Raw genomic sequence first — 15,960 nt, 5'->3', positions numbered from 1 at the left:
GCTTCCGTCCGTCGGGATCAGCCTTGCGGCGGGCTCCTCGTGCCGCCGGAGCCTGCGGGGGTGCTGGGTGGCGCCGGGTCCCGCACCGCCGCGAGCGGTGCGGTCGCGCCCGGACGGCCGCCGTCACGGGTGACATCGGCCCCCCGGTACCTGGGGCGTGCGGGTGGCGCGGAGCCCTCCCCGGTCTACCGGCCGACTGCGGGCCCAGGCGTGGAGGCATGCCCGGTAGCCTGTCTGATTTGTGCAACTTGTCACCATATGTCGTGAGTGGTTGAGTGCTGAGGGAGGACGGAGGCTTGAAATGACCCAGGAGTCAATCCCCTACACCACGACCAATGTGGGCATCCCCGTGGAGAGCGACGAGCACTCGCTCACCGCTGGACCGGTCGGCCCGATCCTGATGCAGGACCACTACCTGATCGAGAAGATGGCCCAGTTCAACCGGGAGCGGGTCCCCGAGCGGGTGGTGCATGCCAAGGGCGGCGGGGCGTACGGGGTCTTCGAGACGACCCAGGACGTCAGCGAGTTCACCAAGGCGGACCTCTTCCAGCCCGGCAAGCGCACCAGGATGCTCGCCCGGTTCTCGACCGTGGCGGGCGAGCAGGGCAGCCCCGACACCTGGCGCGACCCGCGCGGCTTCGCGCTGAAGTTCTACACCGAGCACGGCAACTACGACATGGTCGGCAACAACACCCCGATCTTCTTCGTCCGCGACCCGATGAAGTTCCAGGACTTCATCCGTTCGCAGAAGCGGCGCCCCGACTCGGGTCTGCGCGACCACGACATGCAGTGGGACTTCTGGACGCTCTCCCCCGAGTCGGCGCACATGGTCACCTGGCTCATGGGCGACCGGGGCATCCCGAAGACCTGGCGGCACATGAACGGCTACAGCTCGCACACCTATATGTGGGTGAACGCCGAGGGCAAGAGGGTGTGGGTCAAGTACCACATCAAGACCGACCAGGGCATCGACCACCTCACCCAGGCCGAGGCGGACCAACTCGCCGGGTCCAACCCGGACGCGCACCGCCGAGACCTCTTCGACGCGATCAAGCGTGGCGAGCACCCGTCCTGGACGGTGTACGTCCAGGTGATGCCCTTCGACGACGCCTGGGACTACCGGTTCAACCCGTTCGACCTGACCAAGGTCTGGCCGCACGGCGACTACCCGCTCATCGAGGTCGGCCGGATGCGGCTCACCGAGAACCCCGAGGACTTCTTCGTCCACATCGAGCAGGCCGCCTTCGAACCGTCCAACCTGGTGCCCGGCATCGGCCCGTCGCCGGACAAGATGCTGCTCGGACGGCTGTTCTCCTACCCGGACACGCACCGCTACCGGATCGGACCCAACTACGCCCAGCTGCCGCCCAACCGGCCCCACAGCCCCTTGGCGTCCTACGCCAAGGACGGGCCCATGCGCTACGAGCCCGCCCGCACCGGTGCGGTCTACGCGCCCAACAGCTACGGCGGACCCGACGCCGCCACCGCGACCTGGGGTGAGCCGGCCGGCTGGGACGTCGCGGGCAAGATGATCCGTGAGGCATCCCCGCTGCACCGCGAGGACGACGACTGGGGCCAGGCGGGCACCATGGTGCGTACGGTCCTCGACGACAGCGCCCGGGACAGGCTGGTCTCCAATGTCACCGGCCACCTCGCCGACGGCGTCAGCGAGCCGGTGTTGAAGCGTGCCCTGCAGTACTGGCGCAACATCGACAAGGACCTCGGCGACCGTATCGCCGCCGCGTTCGGACAGTGAACAACCCCGGCGACGGCCGCCGCACGGACTGACGCGCTCGCCCCCTCTGGGGGCCGCGCACCTCCGGAGGCGGCCGTCGCCCTGCCATGCGCGCGTGGGTGCGGTGCCTGTACGTCTGCGGGTACGGCGGCAGGCGGCCACCGAAGGGCGGCGGCTCCGCCGGGATGCGCCGGTGAGCGGCCGCCGGACTTCGGGCCTCCGGGCGGCAGGCGGGACTGGGGCCGGGAATGCGGACCATTGGTTCAATGTTCAACCAGTCGTTCCGATCCGGCTGTCCGAGGAGGATGCCATGCCCGCCGTGACCGTGGAGAACACACTCCGTCTGCCGCGCATCCCGGAGCCCGACCTGCAGGCCGCTGCGCAGCGCGCCGTGCGGTCGGTCGGCACCGCGCCCCAGGGATTCGAGGGGGAGGGGTTCCCGGTCTTCCGCGCCTTCGCGGGCGTCTCGCTGCGCGACCTCGACCCCTTCGTCCACATGGACCAGATGGGCGAGGTCGAGTACGCGCCGGGTGAGCCGAAGGGGACCGCCTGGCACCCGCACCGCGGCTTCGAGACCGTCACCTACATGATCGACGGTCGTATGGAGCACCAGGACTCGCACGGCGGCGGAGGACTGATCACCGACGGAGGGACACAGTGGATGACCGCCGGCAGCGGAATCCTGCACATCGAGACGCCACCCGAGGCGCTGGTCATGTCCGGCGGTCTGTTCCACGGCGTCCAGCTGTGGGTGAACCTGCCCCGCGCCCACAAGTGGAACGCGCCGCAGTACCAGAGCATCGAAGGGCCCCAGGCGGCACTGCTGTCCTCGCCCGACGGCGGAGCGCTGGTGCGCGTCATCGCAGGGGACATCGCAGGGCACCAGGGGCCGGGCAGCACCTTCACGCCGATCACCCTGATCCATGCGACGCTGAGTCCCGGTGCCCGCCTCGTCCTGCCCTGGCGTCCCGACTTCAACGCGCTGGTGTACTCGCTGTCCGGGCGCGGCACGGTCGGCCCGGCCCTGCATCCCCTGGACCCGCACCAGCTCGCCGTACTCGGGCCGGGCGGGGCGCTGACGGTGACTGCCACCGACCGTCCGGACACCCGGACGCCCGACCTGGACGTGCTGGTGCTCGGCGGCCTGCCGATCCGTGAACCCGTCGCCCACTTCGGACCGTTCGTGATGAACACCAAGGCCGAGATCATCCAGGCGGTCGAGGACTTCGAGCACGGCAGGCTCGGCGTCGTCCCCGCCGGCCGTATGCCCCACACAACCCCGGGAGAGGAGCTCGTATGACCACCAACGCGTACGTCGAGGAGAGCGCGGCGGAGCGCTGGGAGCGCGCCGGACTGTTCTTCGAGGCGAAGGAGTACGCCGAGGCCGCCCGGCTGCTCGGCGATGTCGTCTCGGAGTTCCCCGGGCAGCTCGCCCCCCGGCTGCTGCTGGCCCGTGCCTACTACCACTCGGCCCAACTGCGCCGCGCTGAGGAGCAGTTGCGCGAGGTGATCGCCCGCGACCCGGTCGAGCAGTACGCCCACCTGATGCTCGGGCGGACCCTGCAGCGCCAGGGGCGTGCCGAGGAGGCGGCACCATGGCTGCGCATGGCGGCCGCGCTGGGCGGCGAGCCGGAGGCCGTGCGCTGACGGCGAGGGCGCGGCGCCGCCGCGGCGAACGGCTCGACCGGCTGCGGCTTGCGAGTTGGGGAAGCCGGGGGAGTGCTGCGGTCGGGGTCCTTCGGGGAGATCCGAGGGCCTCGACCGTGCCGGCGGGCAGGAGCTGTTCTTCCTGGCCGGCCGTCCCCCTCCGTGGCCGGCGCGGGCGGCAGGTCCCGGCCGTCGAGCGGGACCCGCCGCCGGATGCACCGTTCAGCGGCGGCCGGTCACTGCTCGGGGATCCGCCGCACGGGGTGCCTGCTGATGACGGAGAGCTGGTTGAACGCATTGATGGTGATCGCCACCCACACCACCGCCGAGATCTCGTCGTCGGTCAGGAGCCGCCTGGCTGCGTCATAGGCGGCCTCCTGGGCGGTGGTGTCCGACGGCTTGACGGTGGCCTCCGCCAGGGCGAGCATCACCCGCTCCCGTGCGGTGAACAGGTCGGTGTTGCGCCAGCCGGCCAGCACGCCCAGACGCTGTACGGTCTGGCCGGCGTGCAGCGCGGCCTTGGTGTGGACATCGAGGCAGTAGGCGCAGCCGTTGATCTGCGACACACGCACATTGACCAGTTCCACGAGCGCCCGGTCCAGTCCGGCGTCGGCCGCGACCGCACGGACCGCCTCGGAGGTCTGGATCAGGGAGTGGTAGGCGCGGGGGCTCTGCTTGTCGACGAAGACCCGCCGACTCACCGGTGCCTCTGTCACATCACTCACCCGGACTCCTCTGCTCGGCCGCCGGCCGATGTGTGGTGTAGCTCCTGGATCCTTGGCCTATCATTGCCATATATTCGTTGAATATAAAACCTTTTGCATGGTGAAAGGCGTCACAGAATGAGCAGCACCGAGGCAGGGTGGGTCGAGTCGCAGCGCAGCGCCGCACCGAGCGGGACGCCGGTGCCGGAGGAGCAGCATGTGGAGGTGCTTCCCGCACGGGACGTACCCCTGGGCGGCCCTCGCGCGATCACGGTGCGGCGCACACTGCCCCAGCGGACCAGGAGCCTGATCGGCGCCTGGTGTTTCGCCGACCACTACGGGCCGCAGGACGTCGCCACCACAGGTGGAATGGACGTCGCCCCCCACCCCCACACCGGGCTGCAGACCGTGAGCTGGCTGTTCAGCGGAGAGATCGAGCACCGCGACAGCATCGGCAGCCACGCCATGGTCCGTCCCGGTGAGCTCAACCTCATGACCAGCGGGCGCGGCATCGCCCACTCCGAGGTCTCCACCGCCCGGACCACGGTCCTGCACGGCGTGCAGCTCTGGGTGGCACTGCCCGACCAGCACCGCCGGACGGCACCGGCCTTCCAGCACTACGCCCCGCGCCCGGTCCTGATCGACGGAGGCGAAGCCAGGGTCTTCCTCGGAACGCTGGCGGGCGACACCTCACCCGTACCTACCTTCACACCCCTGCTCGGCGCCGAACTCACCCTCGCGCCCGGCGCGACGACCAGCCTCGCCATCGACCCCGGCTTCGAGCACGGCCTGCTCGTCGACAGCGGGGAGGTGCTGATGGCGGGGACACTGCTGCGCCCGGCCGAGCTCGGCTACCTCGCACCCGGCGGCGACACGCTGACCCTGACGAACACCACGGACTCCACTGCCCGACTGGTCCTGCTCGGTGGGACACCGTTCGAGGAGCAGATCGTGATGTGGTGGAACTTCATCGGCTCATCCGGTGAGGAGATCGCGCAGGCGCGCCACGACTGGGAGAACGGCACCCGCTTCGGCGAGGTGCACGGCTACGACGGCGCTGCACTGCGGGCGCCGGAGATGCCCAAGACGCCCTTGAAGCCTCGTGGTCGGGTGCACTGACCTGCGGGAATGTGCTGGGTCGAGTCGGTGGAGCTCGCGCTTGGCAGCCCGGGTGGGGCTCGGTGCTTGCAGGCGGGAGCCGGCCGGCCGTTCACCAGCCCTCCCGGGACCCTCGAGTGCCCTGCCTCGCATCGGGGCGAGTCCCAAGGGTGTACGCGTGTGACAGGGTCTCGTCGGATCGATGCTGACCTCTTGCTGACCTTTCTGACGGCCTGTCATATATTTCAGACGCCCCGGCGGAGCTCTGGACTACGCTTGTGCCCTGCATGTTGACGGACTGGCCCTGCGGTCCGAATTGCGTCCGGGTGTCAGGCGACGGGCGTTCAGACATCTCCGGGCGGAATTCCCCTTTCCCGACGGCTTGAAGTAGCTTCCACTCGGGTCTGCCCACCTCTACACGCCACTGTTGGCCCGTAAGCCCCTCGTCGCCGCCGTCACCCTCACCGGGCGGCTGTGCCGATCCGACTTCGGGCAACTCAGCTGCGTCGCCGACGCGCGGGATCGCGCCGCGGCGCGGAAGTGCACTCCTGCGCCGCGGCGGTCGAAGTGGGCATTCGGGTCCCTCTCGGGGCATCGCCGCTGCCGGTGGGGCTGTCCCGGGTGTTCGCCCCACCGCCTTGCCTATGTCGTGGGCGACATAGGCAAGGCGGTGGCCGGCGGACAGCTACGTCGAGGGTCACGGATGGGTGAGGAACGCGTCCACGATCATGTAGCTGCCGCTGCTCATGGTGCCGGTGATGGTGTGCACGCCGGATTGAAGACCGGAGATGGAGACGACGGTCTTCTGGTACACCCGCGACGGGCTGACGAAACTGACCGTCTTGTAGGCCACTCCGTCGATCGCCAGAGCGACATCTCCCTCGTCCGTGTTGGTCTCGGAGATGATGTCGAGGCCGGTACCGTTGAAGGTGAGGCTCCAGGAGTCGCCGACATTCTGGGTGGCCCAGATGTCGTTGAGGAAGGACTGGCTTCCACCGGTGGCGCTACCGCGCCAGATCCAGCCGGTGTTGGGGGCGCCGGTGTTGGTGTAGACCACGCCGGAGGTGTCGTTCAGCTGCTCCGGCTGGTCCGTCTTGGTCAGTTCGACGGTGACGTTGCTCTGCCCGCGTCGCACTGTCAGGGTGATCGGATCGCCCGGCGCCAGCTTGTTGTAGGGCTGCCAGAACGTGTTGCGGTCGTCGGTGACCGCGGTGCCGTCGATGGCCGTGATGTCGTCGCCGGTCTGCAGGCCGCTCTGGGCGGCGTAGGAGCCGGCGGGAACGCTTGCCAGGTAGAGCCCGTAGTCGTTCGTGAGCCCGAGTGAGGACTGCACGGCGAGCGAGGGGATGTTGGTGGCCGTGGCTCCCATCAGCATCTCCGGCTGTGTGGTCAGGCTGGCCGGGGGCGGGGTCCCGCCGCCGGAACCGGGTCCGTACGACAGGGCGGCCTTGGGCGGCAGTGGTGCACCCGATGCGCCGAAACCGGTCATCGCGATGTTCGTGTAGCCGAGGCCGAGCGCGGCGAGTCGTCGGCCACGGTGAAGTCGTAGGTGGCCGTCGGATCGGCGGCCTTGAACTTCGGGTCGACGACGAGGGAATGCACGTCCATGCCGTCCTGCACCCAGGATGACTGGGTGTTGACGGTCGTGCCGTCCGAGGACAGCTTCTGATTGCCGTGGCCGTCCGGGTTGACGTTGATCGGGTACCCGCCGTTCCAGAACACGTTGTCGTCGACCGTGTACTTGGCGGTCACGGGATTGTTCAGGACGTTGTTGTAGGCCTGGTCGCCGAGCGTGATGTTGTGCTTGATGACATCGCCGTCGTCGCTGTGACTGACCTGTTCGAAGATGCTCCCGTTGACGAGCAGGTTGTTCTGCACGGTTCGGTCGTAGCCGTCGCGGAGCTTGATTCCACCCTTGAGGATCAGGTTGTCCTGCAGCGTGAAGTTCGAGGAGCCGTCGTCCAGGTCGATGGCCCAGTCGCCGTCGTGCCAGAACCGGTTGTGCTCGATCGTGATGGGCTCGACAACGTCGAGTTTCACCAGATCCTTGGCCTGGCTGTCGGTCAGTTGGGAACCGGTGGCGCCTTCGAACGAGGTTCCTGCCGCGAGGGTGTTGTTGCCGGAACTTGCCCAGAACCGAGAGCGGCCCCAGACGTTGATCGATCCGTTGTCGCCGGTGTGCTGGACGCAGTTGAAGAGGTCGTTGTTCTTGATGACATGGCCGCTCCAGGTGCCGTCCTCGATGTTGAGGCAGGCGCGTGGGCTCCCGTCGATGGTGTTTCCGTCGACGGTGACGTCCTTGCTCGTGGAGATGTTCACGCCGGACGACTGCTGCTCGAAGCGACCCATGTTCTCCATGAGGTTGTTCTTCACGGAGATGTCACGCGGGTAGTTCTCGCTCTTCGGCCCCGTGCCGGTGTCATCGACGGGGACCGTGTCGTAGTAGTTGTCCGAGTAGTCGCGCACCGCGTCAGGAGAGCCGACGATCTGCACGTCGGTGGCGCCGTCGGACTCGAACGTGTTGTTGCTGATCACGTTGCCGTCGTTGTAACCGTCGATGAACACGCCGTTGCCGCCGAGCTGGTCGAAGAACGAGTTGGTCACCGTGATGCCGGTGGCGTTCTTCATGGACATGGCGCCCTTGCGCACGACCGCCCAGTCACCCTTGGCGTCGTTCTCGAAGGTGCTGTCGAACAGCGTCCGGTGTGTGCCGGTGAAGTGGAGCCCGTCGAAGGTGATGTCGTGCACCGGGTTTTTGGCGGAGTCGCCGGTCAGCGTGATCAACTGGTCCTGTTCCGCGGTCTCCACGGTTGCCGTGGACAGGTCCGTGCCGGCCTGCGGGTAGTACAGCAACTGGCCGCTCTTGCCGTCGTAGTACCACTCGCCGGGCGCGTCCAGTTCCTCCTTGACGTTCTCGACCATGACCGGGCCCACTCTGCCGGGTCCGTTGCCGAGGCTCAGTCCGCAGTCCTGGCCGCGGTTGCTGTCCCCGACGTAGTGCAGATCAAGGGCGTTGTTTGTGCGTCCGCCGGCGGTGAACGAGACACTGCCCCAGTCGCCGCAGTGCATCGCGCGCACCAGCGCGGTCGACGGGTCCGCCCACTTGGCCGACTCCTGGTTGAGGTCCGCGAGCGTGGTCGCCCCTTCCAGGCGGGGAGCCGTGGGGTCATCGTTCGGATAGCGCGCAAGTATCTGGCGCTGCCCGTTCACGGAGAGGCCGTCGAAAGTCAGGCCGGCCGGAACAGTCGCCGCCATGACCTTGCTCCCGGTGGCGACGGGCTGCCAGTCCGGATGCAGCAGGCGGCCTCCGCTGATCGTCACCTCCGCCCCGGGGGCTGCGGTCCAGGTCACGGTGTGGCCGCCCTGGCCGGAATCCTGCGGGCCGAACTGCAGGGGCGCAGCGAGCCGGTAGGTGCCGGCGGAGAGTTCGACGACGACGTTCTTGACCTTGCCCTCGCCGGTGGCGAGCACGTGACGTTCGCGCTGTTGAGCGTCGATCAGTGAGCACGGCCGGGGGCGGCTGCAAGCCGGGCCCGTGCCGTTCGGCGCCGCATAGAGGATCTTCGGCGGCGGGCTCGCGGACGCGATGGCCGGCATCACGATCCCGGTGGCGAGCACCGCGACCGTGACGAGAGTTGTTGCCCACGCGGGCCTGAACATCGAGTTCCTCCCCAGCACTTGAATGAACACCCTGGTGTGATACATCCGATGTATATAGCGTCTCGGATCTCTCGCGTCCATCACTCGATCAGAATTTACTCGACCTACCTCGAGGTGTGACGCCTCGAGGCTGCACCGGGATGACCGGCTCGCACGAAAACATCCGATGTATGCTTCCGAGGCGTCGCAAGCCGAGGCAAGGGCCGCACAGATGCTGCACCAGCAGCAGGGCCATCAACCAAACCCTCCGACCAACCATCGGCCTGGCATGACCTCGGCGTCGGCCCGCTGTTGCTGCTGGTCATCAGATGTCCTCAGACGATGTTCGGGGCAGACGCCAGCGGGCAGGAGCAGGGCGGGGGCGGTGCGGTCGGAGGGTCGGAGTGGGCATCAGGGTGGGCCAGAGGCCATTCCCACAGCTCCACCGGGTCGTCCGATTCCTGCTCGGTGCCGTACCAGCACCAGCCGTGCAGCCGGTCGGTACCGGGGATCCAGACGACGCGGTGCACCGTGTCCCCGGCGGGCCACGCGGCCACCGGTGTCGATGTGGGCGCTCAGCTCCGGCGTGCCCCTGGGCTCGGAGGCGACGACCTGCTCCAGCGTGTCGAGGGCGACGATGTCCTGACGGACGACAGCGCGGTTGCTCTCCTGCAGGAATTTGCTGACCTGCTGGTCGTCGAAGGTGAAGTCGCACGCCACGCCCCAGAAGTCATGAGTGGAGTGCTCCGCTCGGGGGTGATGGCGTAGACGACCTCGACGTGCAAGACGTCCGGCTCAGTGCCGTCGGCCTGCGGTCCTGGGGCGCCGACGGGGCGCCTGTGCTCATAGCGGTAGCTGCCAGACCACGGGGAGCGGGGCGTCGGCTCCACCGGTGGAGTAGTCGTGCGCGACTTCCAGCAGGTCGGCCATCCGGGCCTGCCAGGCGGCGTTGACGGGCAGTTTGCCGAGCTCGGCGATGAGGGCGGCGTAGTCCTCGATCTCCAGGAGGTGGAAGAGCTCGGTGCCGCTCACCGATCGGTGGATCCAGTCTCACACCATGTTGCCTCCAGGGGCTCCGAGGGGTGGAAGGATCGCGGGCATGGCCAACAGTGCGCTTCTCGTGATGGACGTCCAGTGGGACGTCGTGGACATCGCCGACGACGGTTCCGGCTATCTTCCGCGGCTGCGGCGCGCGATCGATGGTGCGCGGGCAGCGTCGATTCCCGTGATCTACGTGGTCATGCGCCTGCCGGCGGGTGATTCGCAGGCCAGTGCCCGCAGCAAGGTGATCGCCAACGTGGTGCGGGCGGGACTGTTCGCCGAGGGTGCTCCCGGTACGGAGATCCACCCCGAGGTCGCGCCTGAGCCGGGCGACGTCGTGGTGACCAAGCGGAGGGCGAGCGCCTTCTCGGGCAGCGACCTGGACCTGGTGCTCAGGGCCCGCGACATCGACAGCCTCGTGCTCGCCGGCATCGCCACCAGCGCCGTGGTGCTGTCCACCGCGTGCCGCGCCATCGACCTGGACCTCGGCCTCACCGTCCTGGCGGATGCCTGCCTCGACACCGATCCCGAACTGCACCGGGTCGTCACCGAGAACCTGTTCCCGTTGTGGGGCGACGTCCTCACGGTCGAGGAGTGGCTCGACGCGATCGCGCCGAGGTAGCTTCCGGCTGCGCCCCGCGCGCGGGGTGAGCACTATGCCGCGGTGAGCCCGGTGAGCCTGGTGAGCCCGGTGACCCGGTGACCCGGTGACCCGGTGAGGAGATCCTGGGCTGCGTCGAAGGTGATGGCGCCGTCCAGCGGGCGAGTAAGTGCGGGGCCAGACGATCAATCCGCGCCGAGCCCGGGCGATCATGACGATGCTGGAGGTGAACCGCATTCCGGTGGCGACAACCCGGCCGTGGAGCCGGTATTCGGTGACGACGACTTCCGGGTTGGTGGTCTCCCTGCACGCGTCCGACGAGGATTCCGGCACCCCCGCACGAAGGTCAACTGCCCCGCCGGTGCGGCAAATCCAAGCCGCCCCGGCGTCGGACGACCACCAGTCCGCAAGAACGCGCGCCTGACCCGACGCCACGACGAACGTGGCGGGGCAGGCAGCCCGGGGCGCCGGGTGCGTCATATTGCCGGCTCTGCCCAGAGGTCGGGCGGGACGATGCCGACGGAGCGGCCGTAGGGGTCCAGAAGGCGCCCCATGAGCTTGTCCTGGCGCAGGGCGATGACGCGGTCGACGATGTCGAGGCTCGGGTGAGCGGTCGCAAGCTGGGTCTCCAGGCGCAGAACGTCGCTGACGGAGTGCAGACTGGCCTGGACGATGAGGTTGTGGGGGCCGCTGACGGCGGCGCAGTTGCGCGTTTCGGGCAGGCGAACGAGGGCGTGGCCGATCTCGGGGAGGTCGGCGGGCGGGACTCTGGCCCAGAGGGTGACCGAGACGGGCCAGCCACCAAGGGGACGGGCGAAGTCGCAGCGGAACCGCAGGAGGCCGCGTCGGGTGAGATGTTCGGTGCGGCGTTTGGCGGCGTTGAGACTGACGCCGAGGCCGTCGGCCAGGGCCTGGTAGGAGGCGCGGCCGTCGTGGGCGAGCCGGGTGATGAGGGCGCGGTCGAAGGGGCTGATGTCGCCCGGGGCGACAGGGGTTGGGGCCGGGGGCGGGCCGGTCAGCTGGGCGCGCTGGTCGGGCGCCAGGGCGGCGATGCGCCACCGCCCGCCCTCGGTGAACATGTGGGTGACAATCCGGGCTTCCACGGTGGTGATGCCGGGAAGGTGCGGGAGCAGGTCCAGGGTGTAGCGGGAGAGGGCCGGCAGATCACGGGTGGCCACGATGGCAAGGATGTCGTGGCCGGCGGCCGCACGCTCGATCGTGAGTATGTGGGGGTGGGCGCTCAGTGCCCGGGCGACCCCGCTGGTGGCGCCCGGAGCGCAGTCGATCACGACGAAGGCCACGCAGACCTGCTCGAACAGGCGCGGGCCGGGTGAGAACCCCACCCAGGCGGCGCCCTGGTCGGCCAGCCGTCCGAAGCGGCGGGCGACGGTGACCGGGTCGACCTCCAGGGCGCGCCCGAGCTCGGTCCATGAGGCCCGCGGCTGCATCTGCAGCGCATTGATCAGTGCCAGGTCGTCCTCTGTGAGCAGTGCCGGTGCAGCATCCTGCATCGTCCTGCCCTGAGAGGCAGAATCCTGCGTTTGGCGGCTTTCACTCGTCACTCTCCCATTGTGGACTTCAGGAGCCCGCACCTGGCGAGCGTGAAGGAGGACCGGACCATGGCGTACGGCGACTATCAGGACGAGATCTACCTGGACGGGCTGCGCGGAGTGGTGCCGCGCTTCCCGATGACCTACGACGAGCTGGAGCCGCTGGCTCAGGCCGCGATGCCTGCCTCGGTGCGCTCCTATGTCATGGGCGGCGCCGGCGACGAGCGCACCCAACGGGCCAACGTCACCGCGTTCCACCGCTGGGGCCTGGTGCCGCGCATGATGGTGGGGGCCACGGAGCGGGATCTCTCCGTCGACCTGTTCGGACTGCGCCTCCCCTCGCCGCTGTTCATGGCCCCGGTCGGGGTGATCGGGCTGTGCGCCCAGGACGGCCACGGCGATCTCGCCACCGCGCGCGCCGCCGCCCGCACCGGCGTGCCCATGATCGCCTCCACCCTGACCGTCGATCCGCTGGAGCAGGTCGCCGCCGAGTTCGGTGACACACCGGGCTTCTTCCAGCTCTACACGCCCACCGACCGCGAGCTGGCCGAGAGCCTGGTCCACCGTGCCGAAAGGGCCGGGTTCAAGGGCATCGTGGTCACCCTGGACACCTGGATCACCGGCTGGCGCCCCCGCGACCTCGCCATCAGCAACTTCCCCCAGCTTCGCGGGAACTGCCTCACCAACTACACCAGCGACCCCGTCTTCCGCGCCCGCCTTGCCCGCAGCCCGGAGGACGACCCGGCAGCCGCGGTCGCCGAGTGGGTGCGGATCTTCGGCAACCCGCTCACCTGGGACGACCTGCCCTGGCTGCGCTCGATCACCGACCTGCCGCTGATCCTCAAGGGCATCTGCCACCCCGACGACGTCCGCCGCGCCAAGGACGCCGGCGTGGACGGAATCCACTGCTCCAACCACGGCGGCCGCCAGGCCAACGGCGGCCTGCCCGCTCTCGACGCCCTGCCGGGCGTGGTCCAGGCCGCCGACGGCACACCCGTCCTCTTCGACTCCGGTGTCCGCACAGGAGCCGACATCATCAAGGCCATCGCCCTGGGCGCCACTGCCGTCGGCGTCGGACGCCCCTACGCGTACGGCCTCGCCTATGGCGGCGAGGCCGGCGTCGTCCACGTGCTGCGGTCCCTGCTCGCCGAAGCAGACCTGATCATGGCTGTCGACGGCTACCCCGCCCTCGCCGACCTCACCCCGGACGCCCTCCGCCACCTCACCTGACAGCCGTCGACCAGCCGGGGCGGACGCGTCGGCGGTGCCTCGTCCACCGAGTGGTCGGCCATGCTCCACCTCCTCAGCGACCTGGGCCCAGCCCTCCGAGCAGGCCTGTCACCAAACAGTGTGTATGTCACGACAGGTACCTATGTGTGCAGCAGGATCGGACTGGCGCACGCTTCCGGCACCTCACGACGCCGAAGACGGCATTCGACACCGCACAGAACAGCGCGCACCCCCCGGCCGGACCAGTTGAACCAGAAACCCAGCCCCAGCAAGGAAGTCGACGGCAACCATGACGGAGAAGCCCACCGTCCGCAGCATCACCTACAACCTGCTGCGCACCCTCAGACTCAGCACGGTCTTCGGCAATCCCGGTTCCACCGAGCAGCCCTTCCTGCAGGACTTCCCGGAGGACTTCACCTACGTCCTGGCGCTGCAGGAGGCGTCCGCCATCGCGATGGCCGACACCTTCGCCCAGGTGACCGGCCGCCCCGCACTGGTCAACCTGCACTCCTCGGCCGGGATGGGCAACGCCGTGGGCAACCTGGTGGCGGCCTACCACGCAACACACCACTGATCATCACCTCCGGCCAGCAGCACCGAGAACTGGTGATCGGCGACCCGTACCTCGGCAACCGCGAGGCCATCACGCTGCCCAGGCCATGGGTGAAGTGGTCCTACGAGCCGGCCCGCGCCGAGGACGTCCCGGAGGCCTTCATGCGGGCCTACGCGGAGGCGTTGCAGCCGCCGACGGGCCCGGTCTACCTGTCGATCCCGATGGACGACTGGAAGCGTCCCCTGTCCGACTTCACCCGGGTGCGGACGGTCAGCGACCGCGTCGCCCCTGACACCGGACGGCTGCGCACGTTCGCCGATCGCATCTCGGCCAGCCGTCGTCCCGCGCTGGTCTTCGGTCCCGAGGTGGATCGCGCCGGTGGCTGGGACGTGGCCGTCGCGCTGGCGGAGAAGCTGCGCGCGGCCGTCTACGGCGCCCCTCTGCTGGACCGCGCCTCCTTCCCCGAGGACCACCCCCTCTTCGGCGGCCCGCTCGGAATGTCGGTGAAGACCATCGGCGACCGGCTGACCGGACACGACCTCGTGATCGTGATCGGCGCCGAGGTGTTCCGCTACTACCCCTACGTGCCCGGGCCGTACCTGCCGGAGGGCACGGAGCTGCTGCAGATCACCGGCAATCCGGGTGTTGCCGCGGCGGCCCGTGTGGGTGACAGCCTCCTGGGCGATCCGAGGACGGCGATCGAGCTGCTCCTGGACATGGTCGCCGAGGGATCGGCGCGGACCGCTCCGGAACCGATGCCGCGGCCCCGTGAGCTCCCCCAGGCGCCGAACACCCCGCTCACCCCGCCGGAGGTGTACGCCGCTCTGAGCAGGGTCAGGCCGGCCGACGCGGTCATCGTCAACGAGTCGACCTCCACGATGGCGCAGCAGATCGAGTGGCTCCCCACCATCCGGACCGGATCGTTCTTCGCCACGGCCAGCGGCGGCATCGGCTGGGGCACCCCGGCCGCCGTGGGCGTCGCGCTGGGTGACCGGGACAGGGGCATCGCACGACCGGTGGTCGGTCTGATCGGCGACGGCTCCTTCCAGTACTCCGTGCAGGCCCTCTACACGGCCGCCCAGCAGAACCTCCCGATCGTCTACGTGGTCATGCGCAACCAGGAGTACTCCATCCTCAAGTCGTTCGCAGTCCTGGAGGAGACCCCGGGCGTGCCCGGACTCGACCTGCCCGGGCTCGACATCGCCTCCGTCGCCCGCGGCTTCGGATGCCGCGCGGTCGACGTGGAGACCACCGAGGAACTGGAGCGGGAGTTCAGGACGGCCCTGACCGCCGGCACCACCACCGTCATCGTGGTCGCCACGCAGCCCCAGAAGGCGATGCTGTAGGCCACTTGGCTCGCACGATCGAAGAAGAAGCAGCGGAGAGAGGACAACAATCATGGACTTCGGACTGAGGGACCGGGTGTACATAGTCACCGGCGGCACCCGCGGGCTGGGCAGGGCCACGGCACGCGAACTGGTGGCCGACGGGGCGAGGGTGGTCGTCAGCGGCCGCGACGAGAGGTCGGTCGCCGCCGCTGAGGCAGAACTCGGCGGCCCGGGGCGGGCGATCGGCGTCGTGGCCGACAACGCCGACCCCGACACACCGGACCGCCTGATCGTCGCCGCCCGCGATACCTTCAACCGCCTGGACGGAGTACTCATCAGCGTCGGCGGGCCCCCGGCAGGCACGTCGGACACCATCGACGACGACCAGTGGCGTACCGCCTTCGAGTCGGTCTTCCTCGGCGCGGTACGGCTCTCCCGTGCCGTCGCCGCCGAGCTGGGCGAGGGAGGTGTCATCGGCTTCGTCCTCTCCAGCTCCGTGTACGAGCCCATTCCCGGCCTCGCGATCTCCAACGCCCTGCGGCCGGGCCTGGCTGGTTACGCGAAGAACCTCGCCAACGAGCTGGGCCCCAGAGGCATCCGCGTCGTGGGTCTCGCACCCGCCCACATCGAGACCGACCGAGCACGCGAACTCGAGGCACGGCACGGTGACGCCGACGCCGCCCGCGAGCGCGCCACCGCCGGGGTCCCCCTGCGCCGCTACGGCACCCCGGACGAGTTCGGCCGCAGCGCGGCCTTCCTGCTCTCGCCCGCAGCGTCCTACCTCACGGGTGTGATGCTGTCGATCGACGGCGGCGTGCGCAAAGGCTTTTAGCC

At 69.1% G+C, this 15,960-nt stretch carries 14 protein-coding genes and 2 pseudogenes; 9 read left to right on the top strand and 7 right to left on the bottom strand.

Features of this window, described 5'->3' with window-relative positions:
* Positions 1 to 301: 301 nt before the first annotated feature.
* The 3 genes from AB0761_RS01930 (at position 302) to AB0761_RS01920 (ending at position 3,382) form a co-directional block, all read left to right on the top strand.
* On the top strand, positions 302 to 1,756 hold the full coding sequence (locus AB0761_RS01930) for a catalase (protein ID WP_377267068.1): 1,455 nt from the start codon (positions 302 to 304) through the stop codon (positions 1,754 to 1,756).
* Between the two features lie 289 nt (positions 1,757 to 2,045).
* Positions 2,046 to 3,035 (top strand): pirin family protein, encoded by a 990-nt coding sequence (locus AB0761_RS01925; RefSeq protein WP_377267067.1) that lies wholly within the window; start codon positions 2,046 to 2,048, stop codon positions 3,033 to 3,035.
* Positions 3,032 to 3,382, top strand: a complete 351-nt coding sequence (locus AB0761_RS01920; RefSeq protein WP_377267066.1) for a tetratricopeptide repeat protein — start codon at positions 3,032 to 3,034, stop codon at positions 3,380 to 3,382. Before AB0761_RS01925 ends, AB0761_RS01920 begins: the two co-directional genes overlap by 4 nt.
* Before the next feature lie 236 nt (positions 3,383 to 3,618).
* On the opposite strand, the gene AB0761_RS01915 is transcribed toward AB0761_RS01920, so the two are convergent.
* Positions 3,619 to 4,107: a carboxymuconolactone decarboxylase family protein gene (locus AB0761_RS01915; RefSeq protein WP_377267065.1), complete on the bottom strand. Its 489-nt coding sequence runs from the start codon at positions 4,105 to 4,107 to the stop codon at positions 3,619 to 3,621.
* A 117-nt stretch (positions 4,108 to 4,224) separates the two neighbouring features.
* On the opposite strand from AB0761_RS01915, the gene AB0761_RS01910 reads away from it, so the two are divergent.
* Complete coding sequence (locus AB0761_RS01910; RefSeq protein ID WP_377267064.1) at positions 4,225 to 5,205, top strand: pirin family protein; 981 nt, start codon at positions 4,225 to 4,227, stop codon at positions 5,203 to 5,205.
* 676 nt (positions 5,206 to 5,881) lie between these two features.
* Here the strand turns inward: AB0761_RS01910 and AB0761_RS01905 are convergent.
* The 5 genes and pseudogenes from AB0761_RS01905 to AB0761_RS01885 form a co-directional block, all read right to left on the bottom strand.
* On the bottom strand, positions 5,882 to 6,673 hold the full coding sequence (locus tag AB0761_RS01905; protein ID WP_377267063.1) for a PDZ domain-containing protein: 792 nt from the start codon (positions 6,671 to 6,673) through the stop codon (positions 5,882 to 5,884).
* The gene (locus AB0761_RS01900) at positions 6,670 to 8,925 is read right to left on the bottom strand and encodes a right-handed parallel beta-helix repeat-containing protein (protein ID WP_377267062.1); all 2,256 of its coding nucleotides are present in this window, start codon (positions 8,923 to 8,925) and stop codon (positions 6,670 to 6,672) included. The genes AB0761_RS01905 and AB0761_RS01900 overlap by 4 nt, the downstream gene beginning before the upstream one ends.
* Positions 8,926 to 9,158: 233 nt before the next feature.
* The gene (locus AB0761_RS01895; protein ID WP_377267061.1) at positions 9,159 to 9,380 is read right to left on the bottom strand and encodes a hypothetical protein; all 222 of its coding nucleotides are present in this window, start codon (positions 9,378 to 9,380) and stop codon (positions 9,159 to 9,161) included.
* Between the two features lie 34 nt (positions 9,381 to 9,414).
* A pseudogene (locus AB0761_RS01890) lies at positions 9,415 to 9,543 on the bottom strand (hypothetical protein); the annotation flags it as partial.
* A gap of 123 nt (positions 9,544 to 9,666) precedes the next feature.
* Positions 9,667 to 9,852 (bottom strand): annotated as a pseudogene (locus tag AB0761_RS01885) (L-rhamnose mutarotase); the annotation flags it as partial.
* Positions 9,853 to 9,922: 70 nt separating this feature from the next.
* Between AB0761_RS01885 and AB0761_RS01880 the strand changes: the two are divergent.
* Entirely contained in the window at positions 9,923 to 10,486 is a 564-nt protein-coding gene (locus tag AB0761_RS01880; RefSeq protein ID WP_377267060.1) for a cysteine hydrolase family protein, read from the top strand.
* 455 nt (positions 10,487 to 10,941) lie between these two features.
* Here AB0761_RS01880 and AB0761_RS01875 read toward each other — a convergent pair whose 3' ends face one another.
* Entirely contained in the window at positions 10,942 to 11,976 is a 1,035-nt protein-coding gene (locus tag AB0761_RS01875) for an Lrp/AsnC family transcriptional regulator (RefSeq protein ID WP_377267059.1), read from the bottom strand.
* A 108-nt stretch (positions 11,977 to 12,084) separates the two neighbouring features.
* On the opposite strand from AB0761_RS01875, the gene AB0761_RS01870 reads away from it, so the two are divergent.
* From AB0761_RS01870 to AB0761_RS01855, 4 genes are all read left to right on the top strand, one after another.
* Positions 12,085 to 13,245 (top strand): alpha-hydroxy-acid oxidizing protein, encoded by a 1,161-nt coding sequence (locus AB0761_RS01870; protein WP_377273911.1) that lies wholly within the window; start codon positions 12,085 to 12,087, stop codon positions 13,243 to 13,245.
* A 289-nt stretch (positions 13,246 to 13,534) separates the two neighbouring features.
* Positions 13,535 to 13,819 carry a thiamine pyrophosphate-binding protein gene (locus AB0761_RS01865; RefSeq protein WP_377267058.1) on the top strand — a complete coding sequence of 95 codons (285 nt, stop codon included), beginning with the start codon at positions 13,535 to 13,537 and terminating at the stop codon, positions 13,817 to 13,819.
* Between the two features lie 32 nt (positions 13,820 to 13,851).
* Entirely contained in the window at positions 13,852 to 15,144 is a 1,293-nt protein-coding gene (locus AB0761_RS01860; RefSeq protein WP_377267057.1) for a thiamine pyrophosphate-dependent enzyme, read from the top strand.
* A 52-nt stretch (positions 15,145 to 15,196) separates the two neighbouring features.
* Positions 15,197 to 15,958 (top strand): SDR family oxidoreductase, encoded by a 762-nt coding sequence (locus AB0761_RS01855; protein ID WP_377267056.1) that lies wholly within the window; start codon positions 15,197 to 15,199, stop codon positions 15,956 to 15,958.
* The last annotated feature ends 2 nt before the right edge of the window (positions 15,959 to 15,960 follow it).

It is taken from the genome of Peterkaempfera podocarpi (assembly GCF_042466665.1).
GTDB lineage: Bacteria > Actinomycetota > Actinomycetes > Streptomycetales > Streptomycetaceae > Peterkaempfera > Peterkaempfera podocarpi.
Note: the sequence above shows the minus strand (reverse complement) of the source record. Positions and strands in the feature narration are given on the sequence as shown.